Below are 17012 nucleotides of genomic sequence, written 5' to 3'. Positions count from 1 at the left end.
CCGAGTGGCACAAAGCCCGAGCTTATGGCCGCGCATGGCGAAGCTTTCGCCAGCGCATACGGCCGCGTCGAGATTGACGCCATGGACGATGAAGCTGGGTGACTCGTGGAAATCCGCGCTCACCCGACCGCGCGATTGCGACCCCGAAATCGAACCTGGCCCCGATAGTGTCGGCCTGCAAATTCCTCATATCGGTTTCGAAATCGGGCAGCGGCCCGGCCTCCGACCACAGGATCGAGTTGACCGTCCCGTCACCGCCGGGATCGAGACGGCCGAGGCTGTTTGAAAACTCAGATTTCCAAGACCCGCGGGGAGTAACTTCCTCGGGAAGAGCTCGTGGCGGCCTGCCGGCAGAAAGAAATCTCGTAGGCGCTTCGCGAGGGGGAATTTTGTCCCGGCACCGTCCATGCTTGACCGAGTTTTCACACAGCCTCGGCCCGCGGCGATATCGCTCTGATTGACCAAGGCGCCGACGCGGAAGCACATCCTGACGCCGCCCGTTGACGCCCACCGCCGTGTCTTCCAGCGTGACGGTGGTCTTCATCGGGTCGCTGCCCCGTTGATCGGCCAGATCGAAGCCGGTCGTGAGGAAGCTGCAATCCGTCCGGCAGCGGCGGCGGAAATCGGCCCCCCCCCTTTCAAGGCAAACCCAATTGAAATGACTCAATTCCCACTTCCCGAATTCTCCGCAAAATTGACGCCAAGGAAACCCCCGAACGGATGCTTGCATGACCCCCGCCCCGGTCGCTAACTAAACGGGCGTTCATTTCTTTCGCGACGGGGGGAGCAGCGATCATGGATTTTGCGCCAAGCGAGGAACAGAGGGCGATCTTCGATCTGGCCCGCGAGTTCGGAGCCGAGCACATCGCGCCCCATGCCCGCACATGGGAAGCCGAGGGCACGATCCCAAGGCCGCTCTGGCCCGAGCTGGGCGCGCTGGGCTTCGGCGGGCTCTATGTGCGCGAAAGCTCCGGCGGGTCGGGGCTTTCCCGGCTCGACGCGACACTGGTCTTCGAGGCGCTCAGCATGGCCTGCCCGTCGGTCGCGGCCTTCCTGTCGATCCACAACATGTGCGCGAAGATGATCGATGCCTTCGGCTCGGAGGAGATGCGCGCGCGGGTGCTGCCCGAGGCGCTGTCGATGCAAACGGTGCTGTCCTACTGCCTGACCGAGCCAGGCTCGGGCTCGGATGCGGCGGCGCTGAAGACCCGCGCGGTCCGGGGCGCCGAGGGCTGGGCGCTGACCGGCACCAAGGCCTTCATCTCGGGCGGCGGCTATTCGGACGCCTATGTGGTCATGGCCCGCAGCGGCGCGGCCGGGCCGAAGAGCATCTCGGCCTTCCTGGTCGAGGACGGGCGGCCGGGGCTGTCCTTCGGCGGGCTCGAGGACAAGATGGGCTGGCGCGCCCAGCCGACCCGGCAGGTCCAGTTCGACAATTGCGCCATTCCCGCGGCCAACCTGCTGGGCGAAGAGGGCCATGGGTTTCGCTATGCCATGGCCGGGCTCGATGGCGGGCGGCTGAACATCGCGGCCTGTTCGCTGGGGGCGGCGCAGGCCGCGCTGGACGCGACGCTCTCCTATATGGGCGAGCGCCAGGCCTTCGGGCAAAGCCTCGACCGGTTCCAGGCGCTGCAGTTCCGCCTTGCCGACATGGAGATCGAGCTGCAGGCCGCGCGCATCTTCCTGCGCCAGGCGGCCTGGAAGCTCGACCGGGGCGCGCCCGACGCCACCAGGTTCTGCGCCATGGCGAAGGCCTTCGTGACCGAGACCGGCTCGAAGGTCGCCGATGCCTGCCTGCAATTGCATGGCGGCTACGGCTATCTTGCCGATTACGGCATCGAGAAGATCGTGCGCGACCTGCGCGTTCACCAAATCCTCGAGGGCACCAACGAGATCATGCGGCTGATCGTGGCGCGTCAGCTGCTGGAGGCACGCGGATGAGCGAGATCGACATTCGGAAACAGGGCCGGATCGGCCGCATCACCCTGACCCGGCCGAAGGCGCTGAACGCGCTGAGTTACGAGATGAGCCTGGCGATCGAGGCCGCGCTCGATGCCTGGGCGCCCGATCCCGAGGTTCGGATGATCCTGATCGATGCCGAGAGCGACAAGGCCTTCTGCGCGGGCGGCGATATCGCGGTGATGTACGAGACCGGCACCAGGGGCGATTACGCCTATGGCCAGAAATTCTGGCGCGACGAATACCGGATGAATGCCAAGCTCTTCGAATTCCCCAAGCCCGTTGTCAGCCTGATGCAGGGCTTCGTGATGGGCGGCGGCGTCGGCGTCGGCTGTCACGGCTCGCACCGGGTGGTGGGCGAGAGCTCGCAGGTGGCGATGCCCGAATGCGGGATCGGCCTCGTTCCAGATGTCGGCGGCTCGCTGATCCTCGCCCGCGCGCCGGGGCGGATGGGCGAATATCTGGGCGTCACCGGCCGCCGGATGGGCCCGGCCGATGCGATCTACGCGGGCTTTGCCGATTACTTCCTGCCCGAAGCCGACTGGCCCGCGCTGCGCGACGAGCTGATCGCGACCGGCGACTGGGAGGCCGTCGACCGCGCCGCCCGGACCCCGCCGCCCCCGGGCGAGTTGGAAGCGCTGCAGCCCCGGATCGACGCGCTGTTCGCGGGCGAGCGGCTTCTCGACATCGTCAATGCGCTGAGCGCCAAAGGGTCGGGTTTCGCACTGTCGGCGCTGAAGGTGATGGAGCGTAACAGCCCGCTGGCCATGGCCTGCGCCATCGAGATGCAGCACCGGCTGAAGGGCTCGGACGACATTCGCCGGGCGCTGGCGCTGGAATACCGCTTCACCTACCGCGCGCCGGAGCATTCCGACTTTCTCGAAGGCATCCGCGCGGCCATCATCGACAAGGACCGCAAGCCGCGCTGGAAGCATCCGGGGCTGGATGCGGTGCCCGGCGCCGATGTGGCGCGGATGCTGATGCCGCTGGGCGAATACGGGCTGAAACTGGAGGAGGAACTGCAATGAAGATCGGCTTCATCGGGCTCGGCAACATGGGGGCGCCGATGGCGGCGAACCTGGTCCAGGCAGGCCATGAGGTGACGGGCTTCGACCCGTCCGCCCCCTGCCCCGAAGGCGTGACGATGGCCGAAAGCGCCGCCGGGGCCGCCCGCGGGCGCGAGGTCGTCATCACCATGCTACCGAACGGCCAGATCCTGCGCGCGGTCGCGGCCGAGATCCTGCCCGCGATGGCCGGGGGCGCGGTCCTGCTCGACTGCTCGACCGTCGATGTCGACAGCGCCCGGGCGGTGGCGGCCGAGGCCGGGGCGGCGGGCATGCTTGCGGTCGACGCGCCGGTTTCGGGCGGCGTCGGCGGCGCGACGGCGGGCACGCTGACCTTCATGGCGGGCGGCAGCGACGAGGCCTTCGCGAAGGTGCGGCCGCTGTTCGACATCATGGGCCAGAAGGCGGTCCATTGCGGGCCCTCGGGCAACGGGCAGGCCGCCAAGATCTGCAACAACATGATCCTCGGCGTCACCATGATCGCCACCTGCGAGGCGTTCGCGCTGGCCGACAAGCTGGGGCTTGCACGCGACAAGATGTTCGATGTGGTCTCGACCTCATCGGGCTACAGTTGGTCGATGAACAGCTATTGCCCCGCCCCCGGCATCGGTCCGGCCAGCCCCGCCGATAACGGCTACAAGCCCGGCTTTGCCGCGAACCTGATGCTGAAGGACCTGCGGCTTTCGCAGCAGGCCGCCGAGACCGCCGATGCCGACACGCCCATGGGCGCGCGCGCGGCCGAGCTTTACGCAACCTTCGTCGAGCAGGAAGACGGCTCGGGGCTCGACTTCTCGGCCATGCTGCCCCGCTTCGAGAAACGCGGCCGCGGATGAGCTGGCTTGCGCGCGCCGAGGGGCTGGGGGGGATCGAGCCGGAGATTGCTGCCCGGCTCGACATGCTGCCGGTCAGCCCCCTGCCCAAGGGCCAGGTGCTGTTCTGCCCGGGCGAGGCGGCGCGCGGCTTCACCATCCTGCTGACCGGCCGGGTCGAGGTCTTCCTGATCGGCCCCACCGGCCGCGAGATCCTGCTTTATGCGATCGAGCCGGGACAATCCTGCGTGCAGTCGACGCTGGGGCTTCTGGGCGGCGAGGATTATACCGGCGAGGCGGTCACCGCCACCGATTGCGAGGCGGTGCTGGTGCCCAAGGACAGGTTCCTTTCGCTGATGGATGACAGCCCGGTCTTTCGCCGCTTCGTCTTCGGCGCCTTCGCGCAGCGGCTGCAATCGGTGATGGCGCTGCTGGAACGGGTCGCCTTCCAGAAGGTCGAAGGCCGGCTTGCCGCCGATCTGCTGGACCGCGCGGCAGGGGGCGCCGTCCATGCCACCCATCAGGAGATCGCGACCCGGATCGGCACCGCCCGCGAGGTGGTCTCGCGCCGGCTCGACGCACTGGCCCGGGCCGGAATGGTGCGGCTCGACCGCGGCTGCGTCACCATCGAGGATGCCCAGGGTCTGGCCCGGATCGCGGCCGCCGACGGGATCAGGTGATGAAGGCCGATAACGCAGCCCAATGATGCCGTCCGGTGACACAGTCACAGACGGGACGGTCGGGCCGGGGCATAGTGGGTGCATACCGTCCGGAAAGGCCGGACAGCACCCATCGGAGGACCTCCCCATGACCACCCAATCCCTGCTTGCCAAGAATGTCGGCGGCATCGACCGCGCCCTGCGCATCATCATCGGTGCGCTGATGGTGATCGCCGCGCTTGTCGGCTACAGCAACTGGCTGCTGATCGGCATCGTGCCGCTCGCGACCGGGCTGATGTCGAGCTGCCCGCTCTATTCGCTGATCGGGGTGAATACCTGCAAGAAGGACTGACCGCAGCGGTCGGACCGGGCCACAGGCTTGGCATGACATCGGCGGACCGGCACCCAGCCGGTCTCGCCCGAGCCGGTCATTCGGCCGCGACCCGGCGCGGCTTCAGCATGTCCTTGAGATAGCGCCCGGTATGGCTGGCCTCGCAGGCCGCGACCTCTTCGGGCGTGCCCTCGGCCACGATCCGGCCGCCGCCATCGCCGCCCTCGGGGCCGATATCGATGATCCAGTCGGCGGTCTTGATGACATCGAGATTATGCTCGATCACCACCACCGTATTGCCCTGGTCGACCAGTTCGTGCAGCACTTCCAGTAGCTTCTTCACATCCTCGAAATGCAGCCCCGTGGTCGGCTCGTCGAGGATGTACAGCGTCCGGCCGGTCGCGCGCTTGGACAGCTCCTTCGACAGCTTGACCCGCTGCGCCTCGCCGCCCGACAGCGTCGTCGCCTGCTGGCCGACCTTGATATAGCCCAGCCCCACATGCATCAGCGCATCCATCTTCTCGCGGATCGAGGGCACCGCCTTGAAGAATTCCTGTGCATCCTCGACCGTCATGTCCAGAACATCGGCAATGCTCTTGCCCTTGAACCGGATCTCAAGAGTTTCGCGGTTATACCGCGCGCCATGACAGGTTTCGCAGGTCACATAGACATCGGGCAGGAAGTGCATCTCGATCTTGATGACACCGTCGCCCTGGCAGGCCTCGCAGCGCCCGCCCTTGACGTTGAAGCTGAAGCGCCCCGGTTTATAGCCGCGCGCCTTGGCCTCGGGCAGCCCGGCGAACCATTCGCGGATTGGCGTGAAGGCGCCGGTATAGGTGGCGGGGTTTGACCGCGGCGTGCGGCCGATGGGCCGCTGGTCGATGTCGATCACCTTGTCGAGATGTTCGAGCCCCTTGATGGTCTCGCAGGGTGCGGGCGTCTGCCGGGCCCCGTTCAGCCGCATCGAGGCGGTCTTGAACAGCGTCTCGATGGTCAGGGTCGACTTGCCGCCGCCCGACACCCCGGTCACGCAGACGAACTTGCCCAGCGGAAACCGCGCGGTGACGTCCTGCAGGTTGTTGCCCGAGGCCTTGACCACCGTCACCGCCTTGCCGCTGCCGGGGCGCCGGTCCGCGGGCACCGCGATCTCGCGCGTGCCCGACAGGTATTGACCGGTGACCGAGGCCGGGTCGGCCGCGATCTCCTCGGGCGTGCCCTTCGCCACGATCCGGCCGCCATGCACGCCGGCGCCGGGGCCGATATCCAGCACGTAATCGGCCTCGCGGATCGCCTCTTCGTCATGCTCGACCACCAGCACCGAATTGCCCTGGTCGCGCAGGTTCTTCAGCGTGGTCAGAAGCCGCCCGTTATCGCGCTGATGCAGCCCGATCGAGGGTTCGTCCAGCACATATAGCACCCCGGTCAGCCCCGACCCGATCTGGCTGGCCAGCCGGATCCGCTGGCTTTCGCCGCCCGACAGCGTGCCGGCATTGCGCGCCAGCGTCAGGTAATCGAGCCCGACATTGTTCAGGAAGCCCAACCGCTCGCGGATCTCCTTGAGGATCGCGCGGGCGATCTCGTTCTTCTGCTTGCTCAGATGCTCGGGCGCGGTCTGCACCCAGGCATGGGCCTCGCGGATCGACATCTGGACCACCTGCCCGACATGCAGCCCAGCGATCTTCACCGCCAGCGCCTCGGGGCGCAGCCGGTGGCCGCCGCAGCTCTGGCAGGGGCGGTTGTTCTGGTAATTCTCGAATTCCTCGCGGACCCAGGCGCTGTCGGTCTCGCGATAGCGGCGCTCCATGTTGGGGATCACCCCCTCGAAGGCGCGCGTCACCTGATAGACCCGCCCGCCCTCGTCATAGCGGAACTGGATCTCTTCCTCGCCCGAGCCGCGCAGGAAGACCTGCTGCACCTTCCTGGGCAGATCCTTCCAGGGCGTCGCCTTGTCGAAGCCGTAATGCCGGGCGATGGCCTCGATGGTCTGGCGGAAATAGGGCGACTTGCCCTTGCGCCAGGGCGCGATGGCGCCGTCATAGACGGTCAGCGCCGCATCGGGCACCACCAGGCGTTCGTCGAAGAACAGCTCCACCCCCAGCCCGTCGCAATCGGGGCAGGCCCCGAAGGGCGCGTTGAAGGAAAACAGCCGCGGCTCGATCTCGGGGATGGTGAAGCCCGAGACCGGACAGGCGAAATTCTCGGAAAAGACGATGCGGTCAGGATCGCCCTCCTTGGGCGCGGTTTCCAGCACGGCGATCCCGTCGGCCAGATCCAGCGCGGTGCGGAAACTGTCGGCAAGCCGGGTCTCGAGCCCCTCCTTCACCACGATCCGGTCGACCACCACGTCGATGTCATGGCGGAATTTCTTGTCCAGCGTGGGCGGTTCGTCCAGATCGTGGAACTGGCCGTCGACCTTGACCCGCTGAAAGCCCTGCTTGCGCAGCTCGACGAATTCCTTGCGATACTCGCCCTTGCGATCGCGCACGATCGGGGCCAGCAGATAGGCGCGCGTGCCCTCCTCCATGGCCATCACCCGGTCGACCATGTCCTGCACCTGCTGCGCCTCGATCGGCAGGCCGGTCGCGGGGCTGTAGGGCGTGCCGGCGCGCGCGAAAAGCAGCCGCATGTAGTCGTAGATCTCGGTGACGGTGCCGACGGTCGAGCGCGGGTTCTTCGAGGTCGTCTTCTGCTCGATCGAAATCGCCGGGCTCAGCCCGGTGATGTGATCGACATCGGGCTTTTCCATCATGTCGAGGAACTGCCGCGCATAGGCCGACAGGCTTTCGACATAGCGGCGCTGGCCTTCGGCATAGATCGTGTCGAAGGCCAGCGAGGACTTGCCCGAGCCGGACAGCCCGGTGATCACCACCAGCGCGTCGCGCGGAATGTCGACATCGACATCCTTGAGATTATGCTCGCGCGCGCCGCGCACCTCGATCCGTTTCAGCTCGGCCATCATTGCCCCCGGGAATACTGGTGAAGAAATAGTTGACCCAAAGACGATCTCCAACCGAAAAATGAGAACATGACGGGAACATTACCGGCTGCCGGGGCTGCGTCCCCGTGCGCGCTTAACATTCGGGCCCGCCCCCCTATAGTTTCGTCGGAAATCTCAGAACAGGAGGGCGCGATGGCCAATTGGTTCGAGCTCATGGCGAGGGTCTACCCCCATATCGAGGAGATTCGCCCGAAGGATGCCAGCATCCATGCGGAAAAGGGTGAACTGGTCCTGATCGATGTCCGCGAAACGCACGAGGTCGCACGAAGCGGCAAGGCCAGAGGGGCGATCCATATCCCGCTCATGATGATCCGGCACAAGGCGAATGCGCGGGGGCCGAATTTCGACCCGGCGCTCGACCCGGCCAAGAGCTTCGCGCTGTACTGCGAGAATGGCAGCAAGGCGATCCAGGCCGCGCGGATGATGAAGAAGATGGGCTACGAGGATGTCTACAACATGGGCTCCTTCCGCGAGTGGCTGAACGCCAAGCTCCCGGTCGAGTAGCCTTCCCGGCGGGTATGCAGGCGCCGCCCCGGACGGGACGGCGCAAGCTTTAGAGAGGTCCCGGTCCGCCTCTAGAAATGGATCGCCCGGTCCCAGGCATCCAGCACGGATTCGTGCATCATCTCGGACAGGGTCGGGTGCGGGAAGACGGTTTCCATCAGGTCGGCTTCGGTGGTTTCAAGCTGACGGCCGACCACATAGCCCTGGATCAGTTCCGTCACCTCGGCGCCGATCATATGCGCGCCCAGAAGCTCGCCGGTCCCGGCGTCGAAGACGGTCTTGACCATGCCCTCGGCCTCGCCAAGTGCAATCGCCTTGCCATTGCCGATGAAGGGGAAGCGGCCGACCTTGACGTCATGGCCCTGTTCCTTGGCCCTGGCCTCGGTCAGACCGACACTGGCGACCTGCGGATGGCAATAGGTACAGCCCGCGATCGAGCCCGGCTTGATCGGATGGGGCTTTTGCCCCGCGATCAGCTCGGCCACCATGACGCCTTCATGGCTGGCCTTGTGCGCCAGCCAGGGTGCGCCCGCCAGATCGCCGATGGCATAAAGCCCCTCGACCCCGGTCCGGCAATAGTCGTCGGTGACGACATGGCTGCGGTCGATCCTGACGCCCAGATCCTCTAGCCCCAGCCCCTCGACATTGCCGACGATGCCGACGGCGGAAATCACGGTGTCGACCTCGATCTTCTCGACCTTGCCGTTCTGTTCGACATGGGCGACGACCTTGTCGGCACTGCGGTCAAGCTGCTTGACCGTCGCCTTCTCGCGGATCGTCATGCCCTGCTTTTCGAACTGTTTCTTCGCGAAGGCAGAGATCTCGGCATCCTCGACGGGCAGGATCCGGTCCATCACCTCGACCACCGTGGTCTCGGCGCCAAGCGTGTTGAAGAAGCTGGCGAATTCGATCCCGATGGCGCCCGAGCCGATGACCAGAAGCTTCTTCGGTTCGTGCGGCGGCTGCAGCGCGTGCTTGTAGGACCAGACCCGCTTGCCGTCGGCCTCAAGCCCCGGCAGGTTGCGCGCCCGCGCGCCGGTGGCCAGGACGATGGCCTTGGCGGTCAGCTCTTCGGTGCCCTTGTCGGTCTTGACCGAAACCCGGCCCTTTCCGGGCAGCGTGGCCTCGCCCATCACCACCGTGACCTTGTTCTTCTTCAGCAGATGCCCCACGCCCGAAGACAGCTGCTTGGCCACCCCGCGCGAGCGCTTGACCACCGCCGAGAGATCATAGCCGATCCCCTCGGCCTTCAGCCCGAATTCCTTGGCGCGGTGCATCAGGTGGAACACCTCGGCCGAGCGCAACAGCGCCTTGGTGGGGATGCAGCCCCAGTTGAGGCAGATGCCCCCCAGATGTTCGCGTTCGACCACGGCGACGCTGAGCCCGAGCTGGGCGCCGCGGATCGCCGCCACATAGCCCCCCGGCCCCGCGCCGATCACGATCATGTCGAAGTTACGCGCGGCCATGGCGCAGTCTCCCTTTCAAAGTTCCCATTATGTTCCGAAGGCATGCGCAGTTTTCCCGATTGCGATGCCAGACCCCCGCAACCCGAAGCGGCGCGGGGGCGATGTCGGCTCCGGCTCGGCGCCGGCTCGGCGCCGGGCTCAGGCAGAGGCGCGCAATTCCTCGACGCAGGCCCCGTATCCGCCGCTTTCGAGGAAGGCGATCTCTTCCTCGGAAGAGCCCCGATGCAGGGCGGCATTGCGGAACGGGAAGCGGCCGAAGCGGCGGATCAGTTCGCGATGGGCCTTGGCATGCAGGAGGTTGTCGGCCCCGGTCTCGGGCATGCGGGTCAGCATCAGACGGACGCAGCGATCCTGATCCATCAGACATTCCGAATGCATCAGCGGCATGTAGAAGAACTGCCGCTCGGGCTCGGGGTAGCGCATGTCGAAATTATGCTCGATCGCCTGTTTGGAGGCGGCACGCGCCAACGCGTCGGTGGCGAAGGCGCGCCAGTCGCCGCGGAACATGTTGCGCGGAAACTGGTCGGTCAGAATCAGGAAGGCGAAGGCCCCGGCCGGGTTGGTCACCCATTCGTGCAACTCGCCGGAATGGGCCGCTTCCCAGTCGCCCTTGAACCGCGCGACGATCGCGGCATCGACCTCGGGGTCGGCCTTGTACCAGCCTGCCGGGCCGACTTCTTCCATCCAGAAGCTGATGATCTGTTCGCGTCGCGGCATCTGATCCTCCTCGACCGTAGGGTGCCTGTTCGTGCTGGCCCGGATGGTTTCAGATTTACCCGGGGGGTTCAAGCCGTCCAACCGCTCAGCCCGGCGTTTGCGAGCCGCCGGAGGACGCGCTGTCCTGGTCGTCCTGTGCGGCATCTATGGCGAATTCCTGGGCCAGTTCGACGGCAACCGGCGTGGCCGAAGGCAGCACCGGCGCATAGCTGCCGGTCTCGTCGACCGGAACCGGCGCGCGCTGGGTCATCCGGAAGGCCGTGAACACCGCCAGCGAGGTCATCAGGACCGCGATGAAGAGAAAGAACCCGCCGGGCCCGATCACGCCCATGGCCCAGCCTGTCACCAGCGGCCCAACGATCGCGCCGACGCCGTTGAGAAACAGCATCCCGCCCGACGCCGCGGCCATGTCCTCGGGTTCGAGATAGTCGTTGGTATAGGCGATCAGCAGCGAGTAAAGCGGGTTCGACATGCCGCCGATGACGAAAGCCGCGGTCAGGAGCGCGCCATAATTCGTTCCCACCACGATCGCGGCGCCCGCCGCGGCCGCGCCGATGGCGGCGGCCGCCAGGATCAGGGTACGCCGGTCGATCCGGTCCGAAAGCCAGCCGATCGGGTACTGGCACAGCAGACCGCCGAGATAGATCGTGGCAACGAAGGCCGAGATCTCGGCCACCGACAGCCCCGCCTCCGAGCCGAAGACCGAGGCCATCCCGAACAGCGCCGAGAACACGCCCCCGATCAGGAAGACGCCGACCGTGCCGGTGGGCGAGATCCGGATCAGATCGCGCAGCTTCATCGGTTTCGTCGTCTCGAAGGGCGGCGTCGGGCTGACCGAGAGAAGGATCGGCGCAAACGAGATCGACACCAGCACCGAGGGGATGATGAACAGGATGAAGCCGCTGGGATCGGCGGTCAGCAAAAGCCCCTGCGCCGCGACGATCCCCGCCATCTGGGTGATCATGTAAAGCGACAGCGCCTGCCCCCGGGTCTCGTTCGAGGCGGAGTTGTTCAGCCAGCTTTCCGCGGTGACATAGACGCCCGAGAAGCAGAACCCGATGAGCACCCGCCCGATGGTCCAGGCCAGCGGGTCGGTCCAGGCGGGGTAAAGGATCAGCACGGCCGAGATGAACGAGCCCAGCGCGGCGAAGACACGGATATGCCCGACCCGGCGGATCATCTCGGGAGCAAGCCGCGAGCCGCCGAGGAAGCCCAGGAAATAGGCCGACATCACCATCGACATCTCGTAGGTCGAGAAGCCCTCGATCCCGCCGCGGATCCCCAGAAGCGTGCCCTGGATACCGTTGCCGACCATGAGCAGAAGAATGCCCAGCAGAAGGGCCCAGGAGCTTGCCAACACCTTGAACAAGGAAATGTCCTTTCGCAGTCTTGCGATCTTACGCGGTCGGGCCGGATGGGGGGGCTTTGGGGCGACTGCTGTCCCGCCGGTCCCGACCCGGCGGAATCAGAAGCGACGCGTCGCCATAGGAGAAGAAACGATACCCATGTTCAACAGCATGAAGGTAAATTTTCCGAATACGCGCGCAGCCCATCAGCGCCGAGACCAGCATCAGCAGCGTCGAGCGCGGCAGATGGAAATTGGTGATCAGCGCATCGGTCAGCCGGAACTGGTAACCGGGCCGGATGAAGATGTCGGTCTCGCCCCGCCAGGGCGCGATCCGGTCCTCCGCGACGGCCGCGCTCTCGATCAGCCGCAGCGCGGTGGTCCCGACCGGGATGATCCGCCCGCCCGCGGCGCGGGTGGCGTTGATCTCGGCGGCGGCGGCCTCCGAAACCTCGCCCCATTCGGCATGCATCCGGTGCTCGGACACATCGTCGACCTTGACCGGCAGGAAGGTGCCCGCGCCGACATGCAGGGTCACATGGGTGAAGGCCACGCCCTTGGCCTCCAGCGCCGCCAGCAGGGCCGCGTCGAAATGGAGCGAGGCCGTGGGCGCCGCGACCGCCCCGGGCCGCGCGGCCCAGACCGTCTGATAGTCTTCGCGGTCCTGCGCATCGGCCGGGCGGCGGGCGGCGATATAGGGCGGCAGCGGCATCGCCCCCGCCTCGGCCAGCGCCGCATCGAAGGCCGCGCCCTCACAGTCGAAGGCCAGCGTCGCATCCTCGGGTCCGCGCGCCACGACCTCGGCCGAGAGCGCGTCCGAAAACCTGATCCGGTCGCCGGGCCTCAGCTTCTTCAGGGGTCGCGCCATCGCGCGCCACTGCCCGCCGGCGGCAGGCTCCATCAGCGTGACCTCGACCCGCGCCTCGGCCGGTCCCTGGCCGGTCTCGCGCCGCCGGAGCCCCGAGAGCCGCGCCGGGATCACCCTTGTATCGTTCAGCACCAGCCGGTCGCCGGGCCCCAGCAGATCGGCAAGGTCGCGCACCTGCAGATCGCGGATCGCGTCGCCCTCGGCCACCAGCAGCCGGGCCGCAGAGCGCGGACGGACAGGCCGCGTGGCGATCAGCGCCTCGGGCAGATCGAAATCGAAATCGGAAAGTTTCATGGCGCCTCTTTAAGCCGCGGCGCGGGGCTGCGGAAGAGCTCGCGGAACATCCCCGGCGTCAGGATCGAAAGCGGGTTGACCCCGACCTCGGGATCGGCCGGATCGCCCTTCAGCGAGAAGTTGAACCCCAGAAGCCCTTCGCCCTTGCGGGTCAGGACCGAGCCGATGCCGTTGAACATGTAGACCGGCGACAGCACGCCCCGGAAATCCATCCGCTTCGAGCCGGTCAGGTAGACCCCCTGCAGCGACACCCCGAGGGAGGGCCCGATCGCGCTGCCCTGGCGGATCTCGACCGCGCCGGGCACCAGCCGGAACTGCGCCTCGACATCGCTGAAGGACAGCCCCTCGCCGTCGAGCAGTTCAAGAATGCCGATCACCGAAATCGCGCTGAGCAGCTCGACCGTGACCGGCGTGCCGCCGACCCGAAGATTGGCGATCCGGGCATTGCCGTCGTAATGCCCGGCCTTGCCGGTCGGGTTCAGCACCAGATCGAGCGTCCCGCCGCTGGCCCGGCCGTAGATCCCCGCAGCCCCCAGCACCGCGCCCGCATCGGCCGAGCGCACCCGCACCGCCATGCCCGAGCGTGCCGGCATCAGCGACACCGAGATCGGCGCCCGGCCCGCGACCCGCGCCTCGAACCCGCCCGAGCTGCCGCTCAGCTGGCCCCGCACGCCGGTCAGTTGCAGACCGTTGCCGACCCGCACCCGGTCGAGCGCGACCGCGACGGTCCCGTCCACCGCGCCGCCGCCGCCCGCCCCGAACCGCTGCGGCATCGCCGCGAGATCGGCACTGCCGCCGGTGACGGCCACCGCAGGCGGCCTGTCCGCGCCCTGCCCCGTCAGCGTCACCGCCGCGTCGAGCCAGCCGCCAAGCCGGACCTGCGAGAACCGCGCGGTATCGAGCCCGCCGCCCGGCCTGAGCGAGACCTGTCCCTCGGCCGACAATCCCGGCGCCTCGAGGGACAGCCGCTCGACCGCAGGCGTCTCGCCGAGGCGCGCCTCAAGCGTCAGCCGGCCCGCGCGTGCGGCGGGTTTCGACCAGCCGACCGCGTCGAGCCGAAGCCCGAGCCCGGTCAGATCCGAGCTGAGATCGAGCTTGGGCGGGGCACCGGGCGCAAGATCCAGCGTGAAGGTCCCGCGCGTGGCACCCGACAGGCTGCCCTCGGGCAGGCCAAGCCCGAAGGCCTTGTTGGCGCGCTCGGAAAGCTCGACCGTGCCGGTAATCGCCGACGCCGCGCTGCCGGTCATGGCGCGGCTCCAGCGCGCGCGAAGCGGCACGCCGTCAAGCGCCGCCGCGCCGGAGACCGACACCTCCTCGTCATCGGCGCGCAGATCGAGACGCGGGGCGCTCAGGCGGCGACCGGGCACGAGAGTGTCGGAGACGACATCCTCCAGCACGCCCGCGACCCGGTAGCCCACCTTCTCGATCGGCAGATCGCGGATCAGCGGCAGCCGCAACCCGACCGCCATCCGCGCGCGGCCCTCGGCGGGATGCGCAGGCAGCTTGGCCCGGTGCGCAAGGGTCAGGGGCGGCAGGTCGATCAGCGACAGGGCCGCCGGGATCGTGCCCTCGGTCTTCAGCGCAAAGACCGCCTCCACCGGATCGGCCGCGAGATCGGGGATCTCCATCGTCGAGCCCGCGACCGTCACCGGCCCGCCCCCGGGCGCCTCGACGCGGCCGCCCTCGGCCGACACCGTCAGCCTGCGATCCTCGATCGCCAGATAGCCCCGACCGTCGCGGAGCGGCGGGAATTCCGGCAGGAAACGGACGACGGCATCGCGGATGCGCGCCCCGAGCGCCAGCCGGGACGGGCCGCCCGGCGACCGCCGAAGCCCGAGATGGGCGTCGTAAAGCACGCCTCCCTGCAGGTTCGCGGACAGCCAGTCGCGGGCGCCCTTCGCCATGCCCACCGGCCAGAGCGCCAGCAGCCGCCGGTGATCGATGCTGTCGAGATCGGCGCTCATCGTCAGATCCCAGCCCCCCGGCAGCGCGCGCACCCGGCCCGAGGCGCGATAGCTGCCCTCTTCGTCGCTCAGCACCAGTTGCCCGATCTCCGCCTCGAACGGATCGAGCGCGATCTTGATGTCGAGCGCGCCGCCCGGGAACGCGGCCGGGGTCTCGAACAGACCCTCGGGATCGAGCCCGACCTCGCCGAAGCGCAGCTGCGCCACAAGCGCCTCGGGCCAGCCGCCGCCCGGCGCGACCAGATCGGCATGGCCCTTGCCCGCCAGCCGCAGCGCGGCGGTATCGAGCGAGATCCGCGACAGCTCGATCCGGCCCTCGCGCGCGTCATAGGTGAACTGGCTCTGGGCCGAGTCGAAGCGGATCGGCGCCGCCCCGCCCGGCGGGGTCAGCGCCCCCTGCCCGATCTCGAGCGCCGCCGTCAGGTCGCCGATCCGGCCGCTTTCGTCGATCTCGCTGCGCATCGCCCCCGAGATCGGCGCCTCGATCAGCGCCAGCGGCGCCAGCGCGGGCGACTGGGTGGCGATGTCGGCCGAGGGCACATCCGAGAACCCGGCGGAAAGCCGCGCCGCGGGACTGCCCCGGAACGAGGTGAAGCCGAAGGCGAATTCCGAGGCGACAGCGCCCGCGCCGCGCAGCGAGAAGAAGGCCTGCGCCACCACCGCCTCGGCCGTCTGATCAAGCGTCATCAGCCCGTTCTCGACCCGCCAGGTCCGGTCTGCCCGGGCATCGACATAGGTCAGCGCCAGCCCCTCGACACTGACCGAGCGCAGCGGCGCCAGCGCGGGCGCGTCGAAGCTGCGGTCGATCTGGTCCAGGATCTCGGCCAGGCTGCCGCCGATCCCGAGCGGCGCGCCGGTGCCGCCCAGCGCAAGGTCGATCCGACCGTCGGCACCCCGGCGCAGCGTGACCTCGGCCCCGGTCAGCGCCAGATGGGACACCTCGAGCCGCCGCCCCAGAAGAGCGCGCGCATCGAGCCGCGCCTCGGCCCGCGGCAGGCGCAGGACCTCGCGCCCGGCCGCATCGGTCAGCGTCACCCCGCCCAGCCGCACCAGCGGCGCCTCGCTGCGCGACAGCCTCAGGCCCACGCTGTCGAGCCCGAGCATCAGCGGCGAAATCTCGGCATTGACCCGGGCCTCGACCCGCGCGACGGCCCAGTCCGGCAGCACCAGCATCCGCTCGGTCAGCACCAGCGCGGCAAGCCCCAGCGCCCCGGCCAGCATCGCCAGGCCAAGCAGCAGCCCCAACCCGAGGCGCTGATGCGGGGGCCGCCCGGATCCGTCGGAAGGTGACTCTCTCTCGCTCATGCCTCCGGACCCGAGGCCGCCTCGCGGCCGGTCCGCTCCCGTCTTGCCTGCCTCTGCGCGGCGCCTATTCTCTGCCCCGTCGCGCTGCACCTATGGACCCATGGCGCCGTTCTGCCAACCCGTCACCAACCGACGACCAAGGAGGAAAGACCCGACCATGCCCGACACCCTGACAGAGGCCGGCCAGACCGCCCCCGATTTCACCCTGCCCCGCGACGATGGCGCGCCCGTCACCCTTTCGGCGCAGCGCCCGGCGCCGGTCGTGCTTTATTTCTACCCGAAGGATGACACGTCGGGTTGCACGAAGGAAGCCATCGCATTCTCGGGATTGCTGGCCGAGTTCGAGGCCGCGGGGGCGCGCGTCTTCGGCATTTCGAAGGACAGCCTCGCCAAACATGGCAAGTTCCGCAGCAAGCACGAGCTGAGCGTGCCGCTTCTGTCGGACGAGGACGGCGATGTCTGCGAGCGCTATGGCGTCTGGGTCGAGAAATCCATGTACGGCAAGCGCTTCATGGGGATCGAGCGGGCCACGGTCCTGATCGACGGCACAGGCCGGATCGCGCGGATCTGGCGCAAGGTGAAGGTGCCGGGCCATGCCGAAGAGGTCCTAGAGGCGGTACGCGCGCTCTGAACACCCGCCCCCTCCGGCCCCGCCCGGAGGGGGCCTTCGGTCCCGGATCCATCGGGCCGAACCGGCTCTGTGGCAGACATGCCATAGATGAGACAACT

The 17012-nt window shown here is 67.9% G+C and carries 13 protein-coding genes; 7 read left to right on the top strand and 6 right to left on the bottom strand.

The window, feature by feature from the left end; all coding sequences use genetic code 11:
• Positions 1–795: 795 nt before the first annotated feature.
• From A6W98_RS12255 to A6W98_RS12235, 5 genes are all read left to right on the top strand, one after another.
• Entirely contained in the window at positions 796–1941 is a 1146-nt protein-coding gene (locus A6W98_RS12255) for an acyl-CoA dehydrogenase family protein (RefSeq protein ID WP_042461844.1), read from the top strand.
• Positions 1938–2987, top strand: coding sequence for an enoyl-CoA hydratase/isomerase family protein (locus A6W98_RS12250; RefSeq protein ID WP_042461842.1), 1050 nt, complete (start codon positions 1938–1940; stop codon positions 2985–2987). Before A6W98_RS12255 ends, A6W98_RS12250 begins: the two co-directional genes overlap by 4 nt.
• On the top strand, positions 2984–3856 hold the full coding sequence (gene mmsB / locus A6W98_RS12245) for a 3-hydroxyisobutyrate dehydrogenase (protein ID WP_042461841.1): 873 nt from the start codon (positions 2984–2986) through the stop codon (positions 3854–3856). Before A6W98_RS12250 ends, mmsB begins: the two co-directional genes overlap by 4 nt.
• Positions 3853–4512 (top strand): Crp/Fnr family transcriptional regulator, encoded by a 660-nt coding sequence (locus tag A6W98_RS12240; protein ID WP_042461839.1) that lies wholly within the window; start codon positions 3853–3855, stop codon positions 4510–4512. The genes mmsB and A6W98_RS12240 overlap by 4 nt, the downstream gene beginning before the upstream one ends.
• Before the next feature lie 142 nt (positions 4513–4654).
• Positions 4655–4843 (top strand): YgaP family membrane protein, encoded by a 189-nt coding sequence (locus A6W98_RS12235; RefSeq protein ID WP_196760283.1) that lies wholly within the window; start codon positions 4655–4657, stop codon positions 4841–4843.
• A 76-nt stretch (positions 4844–4919) separates the two neighbouring features.
• Here the strand turns inward: A6W98_RS12235 and uvrA are convergent, their stop codons facing one another.
• The gene (gene uvrA, locus A6W98_RS12230; RefSeq protein ID WP_042465035.1) at positions 4920–7778 is read right to left on the bottom strand and encodes an excinuclease ABC subunit UvrA; all 2859 of its coding nucleotides are present in this window, start codon (positions 7776–7778) and stop codon (positions 4920–4922) included.
• Positions 7779–7952: 174 nt separating this feature from the next.
• Between uvrA and A6W98_RS12225 the strand changes: the two genes are divergently transcribed.
• Positions 7953–8324, top strand: coding sequence for a rhodanese-like domain-containing protein (locus tag A6W98_RS12225; RefSeq protein WP_052678031.1), 372 nt, complete (start codon positions 7953–7955; stop codon positions 8322–8324).
• Positions 8325–8395: 71 nt separating this feature from the next.
• Here the strand turns inward: A6W98_RS12225 and lpdA are convergent, their stop codons facing one another.
• The 5 genes from lpdA to A6W98_RS12200 form a co-directional block, all read right to left on the bottom strand.
• Positions 8396–9790, bottom strand: coding sequence for a dihydrolipoyl dehydrogenase (gene lpdA, locus A6W98_RS12220; protein ID WP_042461835.1), 1395 nt, complete (start codon positions 9788–9790; stop codon positions 8396–8398).
• A gap of 138 nt (positions 9791–9928) precedes the next feature.
• Positions 9929–10507: a DUF924 family protein gene (locus A6W98_RS12215; RefSeq protein WP_042461833.1), complete on the bottom strand. Its 579-nt coding sequence runs from the start codon at positions 10505–10507 to the stop codon at positions 9929–9931.
• Between the two features lie 85 nt (positions 10508–10592).
• Positions 10593–11876, bottom strand: coding sequence for an MFS transporter (locus A6W98_RS12210; protein ID WP_042461831.1), 1284 nt, complete (start codon positions 11874–11876; stop codon positions 10593–10595).
• A 28-nt stretch (positions 11877–11904) separates the two neighbouring features.
• Positions 11905–13014, bottom strand: coding sequence for a tRNA preQ1(34) S-adenosylmethionine ribosyltransferase-isomerase QueA (gene queA, locus A6W98_RS12205; protein WP_042461828.1), 1110 nt, complete (start codon positions 13012–13014; stop codon positions 11905–11907).
• The gene (locus tag A6W98_RS12200) at positions 13011–16283 is read right to left on the bottom strand and encodes a YhdP family protein (RefSeq protein ID WP_042461826.1); all 3273 of its coding nucleotides are present in this window, start codon (positions 16281–16283) and stop codon (positions 13011–13013) included. Before A6W98_RS12200 ends, queA begins: the two co-directional genes overlap by 4 nt.
• Positions 16284–16440: 157 nt before the next feature.
• On the opposite strand from A6W98_RS12200, the gene A6W98_RS12195 reads away from it, so the two are divergent.
• Positions 16441–16914, top strand: a complete 474-nt coding sequence (locus tag A6W98_RS12195) for a peroxiredoxin (RefSeq protein WP_042461824.1) — start codon at positions 16441–16443, stop codon at positions 16912–16914.
• The last annotated feature ends 98 nt before the right edge of the window (positions 16915–17012 follow it).

This window comes from Rhodovulum sulfidophilum DSM 1374, assembly GCF_001633165.1.
Classification (GTDB): domain Bacteria; phylum Pseudomonadota; class Alphaproteobacteria; order Rhodobacterales; family Rhodobacteraceae; genus Rhodovulum; species Rhodovulum sulfidophilum.
The sequence above is the reverse complement of the archived record's forward strand: the minus strand, read 5'-3'. Positions and strand labels throughout refer to the sequence as shown.